This is a genomic window from Kitasatospora sp. NPDC101447 (genome assembly GCF_044767225.1).
Classification (GTDB): domain Bacteria; phylum Actinomycetota; class Actinomycetes; order Streptomycetales; family Streptomycetaceae; genus Kitasatospora.
In genome coordinates, this window is record NZ_JBIWNL010000071.1 from 1 (window position 1) to 11,798 (window position 11,798).

The 11,798-nt window shown below is 74.7% G+C and carries 2 protein-coding genes; both read left to right on the forward strand.

From position 1 onward, the window contains the following. Nucleotides 1-18: 18 nt before the first annotated feature. Nucleotides 19-7,002, forward strand: coding sequence for an amino acid adenylation domain-containing protein (locus ACIRST_RS41965; RefSeq protein ID WP_402809980.1), 6,984 nt, complete (start codon nt 19-21; stop codon nt 7,000-7,002). Next, nucleotides 6,999-11,798: amino acid adenylation domain-containing protein (locus ACIRST_RS41970; protein ID WP_402809983.1), on the forward strand; the 4,800-nt coding region annotated here is incomplete at its 3' end. The genes ACIRST_RS41965 and ACIRST_RS41970, both read left to right, overlap by 4 nt.

Here is an 11,798-nt window from a genome sequence, read left to right on the forward strand (position 1 = left end):
CGGTCGCCGCGTGAGGAGGTGCTGTGCGGGCTGTTCGCGCAGACCCTGGGTGTGGAGTCGGTGTCGATCGACGACGACTTCTTCCGCTTCGGCGGCCACTCCCTCCTCGCGACCCGGCTGGTCAGCCGCATCCGCAGTCTCCTCGCGGTGGAACTCCCGATCCGCCAGCTGTTCGACACCCCCACCGTCGCCGGCCTGTCGGAGGCCGTCGACCGTGCGGACGGCAGTGTCCGCGCCCCGCTCACCGCCGCGGTCCCGCGCCCGGAGCGGATCCCGCTCTCCTACGCGCAGCAGCGGCTCCGCTTCCTCCAGCTGCTCGACGGCGACAGCACCGCGTACAACGCGCCCGGCGCCCTGCGGCTGCGCGGTCCGCTGGACGTCCAGGCGCTGCGCGAGGCCCTGGCCGACGTCGTCGCCCGCCACGAGAGCCTGCGCACCCTCTTCGTCGAGGACGAGGAGGGCTTCGCCCAGCGGATCCTGGCGCCGTACGACGCCCCGGTCGGGCTGGACGTCCGGGAGGCCGACGAGGACCGCCTGCCGGCCGAACTCGCCGCCGGGGCGGGCCACCGCTTCGACCTCTCGGCCGAACTCCCGCTGCGCGCCACGCTGTTCGCCCTCGCCGAGGACGAGCACGTGCTGCTGCTGCTCCTGCACCACATCGTCGGCGACGGCTGGTCCCTGCAGCCCCTGGCCCGCGACCTGTCGCTGGCCTACACGGCCCGCGCCGCCGGGGAGGCGCCGGACTGGCGGGAACTGCCGGTGCAGTACGCCGACTACAGCCTGTGGCAGCGGGAGACGCTCGGTTCGGAGGACGACCCGGGCAGCGAGATCTCGCGTCAACTCGCCTACTGGCAGCGGACCCTGGACGGACTGCCGGAGGAACTGGCGCTGCCCGCGGACCGGCCGCGGACCGCGGACCTCGCGAGCCGCGGCGGACGGGTCACGTTCCAGGTGCCCGCCGCCCTGCACCGGGACCTGCACGTGCTGAGCGGCCGGACCCGGGCCAGTCTGTTCATGGTGCTGCAGGCGGCGCTGGCCGGGCTGCTGACCCGGCTCGGCGCCGGGACGGACGTCCCGATCGGCACCCCGATCGCCGGGCGGACCGACACGGCCCTGGAGGAGCTGGTCGGCTTCTTCGCCAACACGCTCGTGCTGCGCACCGACACCTCCGGCGACCCGGCGTTCACCGACCTCGTCGCCCGGGTCCGGGAGGCCGACCTCGGCGCGTACGCCCACCAGGACCTGCCGTTCGAGCGACTCGTCGAGGCCCTCAACCCCGAGCGCTCGCTGGTCCGCCACCCGCTGTTCCAGGTCTGCCTGACCGTGCACAACTCCGACCCCCGGGCCACCGTCGCCGAGGTCGCCCGGCTGCCCGGGCTCGCCGTGGAGCTGGAGCGGCTGCCGATCGAGGACACCAAGTTCGACCTCAACATCGAGCTGACCGAGGGCTTCGACGAGCAGGGCCGGCCCGCGGGCATCGTCGCCGACCTGGAGTTCAGCACCGGCCTCTTCGACGAGGCCACCGCCCGCGCGATCGGCGCGCGGTTCCTGCGGCTGCTGGCCGCGGTGGCCGCCGAGCCGGGCAGCCCGCTGTCCGCCGCCGACCTCCTCGACGCGGGCGAGCGCGCCGCCGTGCTGACGCAGTGGAGCGACACCGCCCGCCCCGAGGCGGCCGGGGCGCTGTCCCGGGCCGGGCTCCCGGCCGCGCTGGCCCCCACCCGCGCCTGGATCCTCGACGAGGCCCTCCAGCCGGTGCCGCCCGGCGTCCCCGGCGTGCTGTACGCCGCGGGCGACGGCCCGGCGCCGGACGGGACGGCGGGCGTCGACCCGGACCGCCTGCTGCCCTCCCCGCTGACGGGCGCGGCCTGGCTGTACCGCCTCGACCGCGCCGCCCGCTGGACCGCCGACGGCGACCTGCGGCTCGCCGAGGCCCCGGGGGCCGACCGGGCCGGGGCCGGACCGGCCGCCGCCGTGCTGCCCGCGCGGTCCCGCGGCCCGCGCAGCCCGCTGGAGCAGATCCTGTGCACCCTGTTCGTCGAGGTGCTCGGCGTGCCGTCCGTCGGCATCGACGACGACTTCTTCGACCGCAGCGGCCACTCGCTGTCGGCCGTCCGGCTGCTCAGCCGGGTCCGGTCCGTCCTGGGCGCCGAGATCTCGATCCGCACGTTCTTCGAGAACCCCACGGTCGCCGGCCTCGCCGAGGCGTTCACCCGCGCCGACGGGGCCCGCCGGCCATTGGCGCCCGTCGAGCGGCCGCGCCTGCTGCCGCTGTCCTACGCCCAGCAGCGGCTCTGGTTCCTCCACAACCTGGAGGGCGCCGACGCGACGTACAACATCCCCGTCACCCTCCGGCTGACCGGGGACCTGGACCGTGCCGCGCTGCGCGACGCCCTGGCCGACGTGGTGGCCCGGCACGAGAGCCTGCGGACCGTGTTCGCGGACGACCCGGCCGGCGCCCGGCAGATCGTCCTGCCCGCCGGGCACACGCCGCCCCGGCTCGCCGAGGAGCGGGTCGGCACCGGGGAACTCGCCGCCCGGGTGCGCGCCGCCGCCTCCCACGCCTTCGACCTGCGCGCCGAACTCCCGCTCAGGGCCTGGCTGTTCACCACCGAGACCGGGGAGCAGGTGCTGACCCTGGTGGTCCACCACATCGCCGGTGACGGCTGGTCCATGGGCCCGCTGGCCCGCGACATCTCGCTGGCCTACGCGGCCCGCGCCGCCGGGGAGGCACCGGCCTGGCCGGCGCTGCCCGTCCAGTACGCCGACTACACCCTGTGGCAGCGCGAGGTCCTCGGCTCCGAGGACGACCCGGACAGCGAGATCTCGCGCCAACTCACCTACTGGCAGCAGACCCTGGCCGGCCTGCCCGAGCAGCTGGAACTGCCCGTCGACCGGCCCCGCCCGCCGAGCCAGTCCCACCACGGCGGCCGGGTCCCCTTCGAGGTGCCCGCGGAGCTGCACGCCGCGCTCGCCGACCTCGCCCGCGAGACCCGCACCAGTCTGTTCATGGTGCTGCAGGCGGCACTGGCCGGGCTGCTGACCCGGCTCGGCGCCGGGACGGACGTCCCGATCGGCACCCCGATCGCCGGGCGGACCGACACGGCCCTGGAGGAGCTGGTCGGCTTCTTCGTCAACACCCTCGTGCTGCGCACCGACACCTCCGGCGACCCGACCTTCACCGACCTCGTCGCCCGCGTCCGGGAGACCAACCTCGGCGCGTACGCCCACCAGGACCTGCCGTTCGAGCGGCTCGTCGAGGTGCTCAGCCCGGTCCGCTCGCTCGCCCGCCACCCGCTCTTCCAGGTGCTGCTCGGCCTCGACAACAACCAGGAGGCCATCGACGTCCTGCGCCTGCCGGGCCTCACCGTCGACGTGGAGGCCCCGGAGACCGGCCGCGCCAAGTTCGACCTCGCCTTCTTCCTCGACGAGACCCACGGCCCCGACGGCGAGCCCACCGGCCTGCACGGCGCGGTCGAGTACAACGCCGACATCTTCGACCGGGCGACGGCCGGAGCCTTCGCCGAACGGCTCCTGCGGCTGCTCGGCTCCGCCGCCGCCGACCCGCACCGCCCCGTCGGGCAGCTCGACGTCCTGACACCCGGTGAGGCCCGGCAGCTCGGCGAGTGGAACCGCACCGCGCACGAGGTGCCGCCGCAGTTCGTCCCCGAGCTGGTCGAACGGCAGGCCGCCGACGTGCCCGAGGCCACGGCCGTCATCTCCGAGCGGAGCACCCTCTCCTACGGGGAGCTCAACGCCCGGGCCAACCGGCTGGCCCGCCACCTGGCGGCCCGCGGCGTGGGCGGCGAGTCGATCGTGGTGATCGCGCTGCCGCGCTCCGCCGAGATGATCGTCTCGCTGCTGGCCGTCCTCAAGGCCGGCGCCGCCTACCTCACCCTCGACACCAAGGCCCCCGAGCAGCGGCTGCGCGCCGTCCTGGACGACTGCGGCCCCGCCGCGGTCCTCACCGACACGGCCCACCGGCCGCTCCTGGGCGAGCCGCACGCCCGGGACGTCGTCCTGGACGACCCGGCCGTCGAACGGGCCGTGTCCGCCGAGGCCGACACCGACCTGACCGACGCAGACCGGGTCCGCCCGCTCGACCCGCGCCACCCGGCCTACGTCGTCTACACCTCGGGCTCCACCGGCACCCCGAAGGGGGTCGTCATGCCGATGGGCTCCCTGATGAACCTGCTCGGCTGGCACGCCGGCACCTACTGCGGCGGCGTCGGCACCCGCACCGCCCAGTTCTGCGCCGTCTCCTTCGACTTCGCCGTCCAGGAGATCCTCCAGGCGCTCGTCGTCGGCAAGACCCTCGTCCTGCCCGAGGAGCACGTCCGCGTCGACGGCCGCGAACTGGCCGCCTGGATCGCCCGGCACGGCATCAACGAACTCTTCGCCCCCACCCTCGTCATCGACGCCGTCCTCGCCGCCGCCGCGGACCGCGGCGAGCCGCTCGACTCGCTCACCGACCTCTTCCAGGGCGGCGAGCAGTTCCGGCTCAGCAGCGAACTGCGGGCATTCTGCGGGACCGGCCGGCGGCGCATGGCGCACAACGTCTACGGCCCCGCCGAGGTCGCCGCCATCACCTCGGCGACCCTCCCCGAGGACACCGACGAGTGGCCCGCCTCGGCCTCCATCGGCGAACCGATCTGGAACGCCGCCGCCCACGTCCTGGACGAGCGGCTGCAGCCGGTCGCCCCGGGCGTGCGCGGCGAGCTGTACATCGGCGGCTCCCAGATGGCCCGCGGCTACCTCGGCCGGCCCGACCGCACCGCCGAACGGTTCGTCGCCTCCCCGTTCGGCCCGCCCGGTTCGCTGATGTACCGCACCGGCGACGTCGTGCGCCGGCCCGCCGGCGGCGAACTGGAGTTCCTCGGCCGCTCCGACCACCAGATCAAGATCGGCGGCTTCCGGGTGGAGCCCGGCGAGGTCGAGGCCGTCCTCGCCGAGCACCCGGCCGTCGACACGGCCGCCGTCCTCACCCGCGAGGACACCCCCGGCGCCGTCCGCCTGGTCGCCTACGTGGTGCCCGCGCAACCCGACGCGGACCCCGACCTCGGCCGCACCCTGCGCACCCACATCGCGCAGCAGCTGCCGCACTACATGGTCCCCGCCACCGTCACCGTCCTGGCCGAACTGCCGCTGACCGCCAACGGCAAGCTCGACCGGGCCGCCCTGCCCGTCCCCGAGGCGCAGTCCGCCGGCGCCGGCGAAGGGCCGCGCACCGAACGCGAGAAGGCGCTGTGCGCCCTGTTCGCCGACGTCCTCGGCGTCCGCGAGGTCGGCATCGACGACGGGTTCTTCGACCTCGGCGGCGACAGCATCATGTCGATCCAGCTGGTCGGCCGGGCCCGCCGGGCCGGACTCGAACTCTCCGTACGGGACGTCTTCGAGCACCGGACCGTCGCCGCCCTCGCCACCGTCGTCACCGAAGCCGAGGGCACGCCGGCCGAGGAACCCGGCGCGGGCCTCGGCGAGGTGCCGCTCACCCCGATCAAGCACTGGCTGCTGGCCCGCAGCGACGACCTGGACGGGTTCACCATGTCCGCCGTCCTCCAGGCCCCCGCCCGCCTCGACCCCGGCCACCTGACCCGCGCCGTCCAGGCCCTGCTCGACCACCACGACGCCCTGCGGGCCCGGCTCTCCCCGGCCCCCGACCGGCGCCTGGAGGTCCCGGCCCCCGGCACCGTCGACGCCGCGACCGCGGTCCACCGGGCCGACGCCACCGGACTCGACGGGCCGGAGCTGATCCGGCTCGTCCACGCCGCGGGGGAAGCCGCCCGCGACCGCCTCGACCTGGCCGCCGGCCGCGTCGTCCAGGTCGTCTGGGTCGACCGGGGCCCCGACACCCCCGGGCTGCTGCTGCTCGTCATCCACCACCTCGTCGTCGACGGCGTGTCCTGGCGGATCCTGCTGCCCGACCTCGCCGAGGCCCACCAGGCCGTCGCCGCCGGCCGGGAGCCGGAACTCCAGGCCGTCGGCACCTCGCTGCGCCGTTGGGCCCAGCGCCTCACCGAGGAAGCCGCCAAGCCCGCCCGGGCGGCCGACGCCGGCTGGTGGCAGGACGTGCTGCGCACCGCCGACCCGCTGCTGGGCCGCCGCGCCCTGGACCCGGCCCGGGACACCCACGGCACCTCCGGCCGGATCGAGACGGTGCTGCCCCCCGAGGTGACCGAGGCCGTCCTCACCAGGGTCCCCGCCGCGTTCAACGCCGAGGTCAACGACGTCCTGCTGACCGCCTTCACCCTGGCCTGGGCGCGCTGGCGCAACGGCACCGGACTCCTGCTCGACCTGGAGGGCCACGGCCGCGAGGAACACCTCGTGGACGGCGCCGACCTGTCGCGCACCGTCGGCTGGTTCACCAACCTGTACCCCGTCCGCCTGAACGTCGGACCCGCCGACGTCGCCGACGCCCTCGCCGGCGGCCCGGCCGCGGGAACCGCCCTCAAGGCCGTCAAGGAACAGCTCCGGTCCGTACCGGACAAGGGCATGGGCTACGGGCTCGTCCGCCGGCTCAACCCCGCCACCGCCAGCGGGTTCGACGGACTGCCCGAACCGCAGGTCGCCTTCAACTACCTCGGGCGGTTCGCCACCGGCGGCGACGGCCCGGTCGCCGACTGGACCCCGCTGAGCGGCATCGACGCCGTCCCGGGAGACCCCGCGCACCTGCCCCTCGCGCACCCCCTCGAACTCAACGCCCGCACCGAGGACGGCCCCGACGGCCCGCGCCTGGTCGCCTTCTGGACCTGGGCCGACGGGATCCTCGACGAGACCGCGGTCCGGCACCTGGCCGGGCTCTGGTTCCAGGCGCTCGAAGCCCTCGTCACCCACGCGCGCGACCCCCTCGCAGGCGGACTCACCCCCTCCGACGTCTCCCTCTCCTCCATCACCCAGGACGAGATCGAGGCGTTCGAGGACGAGCTCGACGACCTGTTCGGCGACGACGAGTTCGCCGCCTCCGACGACGTAACCGCTCCTGAAGACGAAGAGGCCACGAAGTGAGTCGCAACCCGCGGAAGATCGAGGACATCCTGTCGCTGGCCCCCCTCCAGGAGGGCCTGCTCTTCCACAGCGTCTACGACGAGGACGGCCTCGACCCCTACGTCGTCCAGATCTCCTTCGACATCGAGGGCGCCCTCGACCCGGCCGCCCTGCGCGCCGCCGCCGAGAAGCTGCTCGCCCGCCACGCCAACCTGCGGGTCGCCTTCCGCCAGCGCAAGAACGGCGACTGGGCCCAGCTCGTCATGCGCGAGGTCCGGCTGCCCTGGACCGAGACCGACCTGACCGGCCTGCCCGAGGACGAGCGGGCCGCGGCCGCCGCCGCGGCGGTCGCCGCCGACCGCGCCACCCGCTTCGACGTCGCCCGGCCCCCGCTGCTGCGCTTCACCCTGCTGCGGCTCGGCGCCGACACCCACCGCCTGGTGCTGACCAACCACCACCTCCTGATGGACGGCTGGTCCCTGCCCGTCCTCATGGGCGAGCTGTTCGCCCTCTACGACACCGACGGCGACCCCACCGCCCTGCCGGCGGTCCGCCCCTACCGCGACTACCTCACCTGGCTGGAGCGGCAGGACAAGGACGCCGCCCGCGCCGCCTGGCGCGACGCCTACGCCGACCTCGCCGAGCCCACCCAGGTCGCCCCCGGCGCGGGCCGGGCCGCCGTGGCCGGCGCCGAGGTCCAGGCCCTCCTCGACAGCGCGGACACCACCGAACTCGGGGAGATCGCCCGCAGCCGCGGCCTCACCCTCAACACCGTCGTCCAGGCCGCCTGGGCGATCGCCCTGAGCACCCACACCGGACGCGACGACATCGTCTTCGGCACCACCGTCTCGGGCCGCCCCCCGGAGCTCGACGGCGTCGAGCGGATGGTCGGGCTCTTCATCAACACCCTGCCCACCAGGGTCCGGATCCGGCCCGCCGAGTCCCTCACCACACTCCTCGCCCGCGTCCAGGACGAACAGGCCCGGCTCACCCCGCACCAGCACCTCGGACTGGCCGAAGTGCAGCGGGCCGTCGGCCTCGGCGAACTCTTCGACACCTCCATGGTGTTCCAGAACTACCCGGTCAGCCGCACCGGCACCGCCGGCACCGGCATCGGCGCCGCCATCAGCCTCGCCCCCGGCAAGAACCGCGAGGCCACCCACTACCCGCTGCTGCTGATCGCCTCCGCGCGCGACACCATGCGCTTCCGCCTCAACTACCGGCCCGACGTCTTCGACGCGGCCACCGCCCAGCGCGTGCTCGACCGCTTCCTCCGGGTCCTGCACGGCCTGATCGCCGACCCGGACCAGGCCGTCGGCCGCCTGGCGCTGCTCGGCGACGACGAGCGCGACGAGGCCCTGCTGCGCTGGAACGACACCGCCCACGACGTCCCCGAGGACACCACGATCCTCGACCTGTTCCGGGCACAGGCCGCCCGAACCCCGCACGCCCCCGCGGTCAGCGGCCCGGACGGCACCCTCGACTACGCCGAACTCGACGCCCGCTCCAGCCGCCTGGCGCACCTGCTCGTCGCGCGCGGCGCCGCCCCCGAGCGGTTCGTCGCCATCGCCCTGCCCCGCACCGCCGGCATGGTCGTCGCCCTCCTCGCCGTCCTCAAGACCGGGGCCGCCTACCTGCCCGTCGACCCCGACTACCCGGCCGAGCGCATCGCGTTCATGCTCGACGACACCCGGCCCACCCTGCTGCTCACCACCGGCGAGCTGACCGCAGCCCTGCCCGACAGCGGCACCCCGCGCCTCCTGCTCGACGACCCCGCGCTGGCCGGCGAGCTCGCCGCCCGCCCCGCCACCGCACCCACCGACGCCGAGCGGCACGGCGCCCTGCTGCCCGCGCACCCGGCGTACGTCATCTACACCTCGGGCTCCACCGGCCGCCCCAAGGGCGTCGTGATCGAGCACCGCTCCCTCGGCGCCTACCTGCAGTGGGCCCGCGACGCCTACCCGGCGATGACCGGCACCTCACTGCTGCACTCGCCGATCTCCTTCGACCTCACGGTCACCGCCCTCTACACGACCCTCGTCTCCGGCGGCCTGGTCCGCGTCGCCGACCTCGACGAGACCGCCGCCGAGGGCCCCACCCCCACCTTCCTCAAGGGCACCCCCAGCGTCCTCGCCCTGCTGGAGGCGCTGCCCGCGGACGCCTCCCCGAGCCGGCTCGTCATGCTCGGCGGCGAACTCCTCCTCGGCGAGGTCATCGACCGCTGGCGGGCCCGCCGCCCCGAGGCCGACGTGCTGAACGTCTACGGCGCCACCGAGGCCACCGTCAACAGCGTCCAGTACCGCATCCCCGCCGGCGCCCCCTCGCCGACCGGCCCGGTGCCCGTCGGCCGCCCCTTCTGGAACACCCGGGTCTACGTCCTCGACAGCGCGCTGCGCCCCGTCCCCGCCGGCGTCCCGGGCGAGGCCTACATCGCCGGGACGGGCCTCGCCCGCGGCTACTGGCACCGGGCCGGGCTCACCTCCGAGCGCTTCGTCGCCGACCCGTACGGGCCGCCCGGCTCCCGGATGTACCGCACCGGCGACGTCCTGCGCTGGAACCACGACGGGCTCCTGGAGTTCGTCGGCCGCGGCGACGGGCAGGTCAAGCTGCGCGGCTACCGCATCGAACTCGGCGAGATCGAGGCCGTGCTGGCCGCGCACGAGCACGTCACCCAGGCCGCCGTCCTGCTGCGCGAGGACCAGCCCGGCGACAAGCGCCTGGTCGCCTACGCCGCCACCGGCGGCCGCACCGTCACGCCCGACGAGCTGCGGGCGCTGGCGGCCGGCCGGCTGCCGGAGTACATGGTGCCGTCGGCGTTCGTCGTGCTGGAGGCGTTCCCGTTGACGCCGAACGGGAAGCTGGATCGTCGTGCGCTGCCGGCGCCGGAGTACGGGGCGGAGTCCGCCGGGCGGGCGCCGCGTTCGCCGCGTGAGGAGATCCTGTGCGGTCTGTTCGCGGAGACGCTGGGCGTGGAGTCGGTGTCGATCGACGACGACTTCTTCCAGCTCGGCGGGCACTCCCTGCTCGCCACCCGGCTGGTCAGCCGCATCCGCTCCACCCTCGGCGCAGAGATGGCCATCCGCCAGCTCTTCGACACCCCCACGGTGGCCGGCCTCTCCGGGGCCCTCGACACCGGCAACGGCAGCGCCCGCCCCACCCTCACGGCCGCCGTGCCGCGCCCGGAGCGGATCCCGCTGTCCTACGCCCAGCAGCGCCTCTGGTTCCTCAACCGCTTCGAAGGCCCCAGCGCGGCCTACAACTCGCCGGTCGCCCTGCGACTCTCCGGCGCCCTGGACCGGACGGCACTGGGCCTGGCCCTCGCCGACCTCAGCGCCCGCCACGAGAGCCTGCGGACCGTCCTCGCCGAGGACGCCGAAGGCCCGCACCAGATCGTCCTCGGCGCCGACTGCCCCGTGGACCTCACCGTCGTGCGCACCGACGAGGCCGGGCTGGACGAGGCCCTGCTGACCGCCGCCGGCCACACCTTCGACCTCACCACGGACACCCCCCTGCGGGTCTGGCTCTTCGAGCTCGACGCCGAGGAGCACGTCCTGCTGCTGCTCACCCACCACGTCGCCACCGACGCCTGGTCCCGCGCGCCGCTCGCCCGCGACCTGACCACCGCGTACGCGGCGCGCGTCGCCGGGGAGGCCCCGGCCTGGCCGGCGCTGCCGGTGCAGTACGCCGACTACAGCCTCTGGCAGCGCGAGCTGCTGGGCTCCGACGACGCGGCCGCCGCCGAGGGGCCCATCCACCACCAACTCGCCTACTGGCAGAAGGCGTTGTCAGGCCTTCCGGAGGAGCTGGTGCTGCCGTACGACCGGCCGCGGCCGGCCCACGCCACCCACCGGGGCGACACCGTCACCTTCGAGCTCACCCCGGAACTCCACCAGAGCCTCGCCCGGGTCGCGCGCGAGCAGCGGGCCAGCCTGTTCATGGTGCTGCAGGCGGCGCTCGCGGCGCTGTTGAGCCGGCTGGGGGCGGGGGAGGACATCCCGCTGGGCACGCCGATCGCGGGCCGCACCGATGACGCGCTGGACGACCTGGTCGGGTTCTTCGTCAACACGCTGGTGCTGCGGACGGACGTGTCGGGCGATCCGACGTTCGCGGAGCTGATCGAGCGGGTGCGGGCGGCCGACCTGGAGGCGTACGCGCACCAGGACCTGCCGTTCGAGCGGCTGGTCGAGGCGGTCAACCCGGAGCGCTCGCTCGCCCGGCACCCGCTCTTCCAGACCATGCTCAACCTCAACAACGCGGGCCCGGTCGAGGCCCTGGACGAGATCGCCAAGCTCCCCGGCCTGACGGTCCGTCACAAGTCGCTGGAGACCGACCGGGTCAAGTTCGACCTCGGCTTCTCCTTCGCCGAGTCGCACGGCTCCACCGGCACGCCCGGCGGCCTGCGCGGCGCGCTCCAGTTCAGCACGGATGTGTTCGACCGGGGGACGGCGGAGGCGCTTGCGGAGCGTTTCGTGCGGGTGCTGTCCGCGCTGGTCGCGGACCCGCAGGGTCGGGTCGGCGGGGTGGATGTGTTCGTGGCGGGTGAGCGTGAGCGGGTGTTGGTCGGCTGGAACGGTGAGTCGCGGGTTGTCCGTGATGTGTCGTTGCCGGTGTTGTTCGGTGAGCAGGTGGAGCGGACGCCGGATGCGGTGGCGGTGGTTGCTGGTGGGCGGTCGTTGACGTATCGGGAGTTGGATGCGTGGTCGAACCGGGTGGCTCGGTGGTTGATCGGGCGGGGGGTTGGTGCGGAGTCGTTCGTGGGGGTGGTGCTGCCGCGGTCGGTGGAGTTGGTGGTGGCGCTGTTGGGTGTGGTGAAGGCG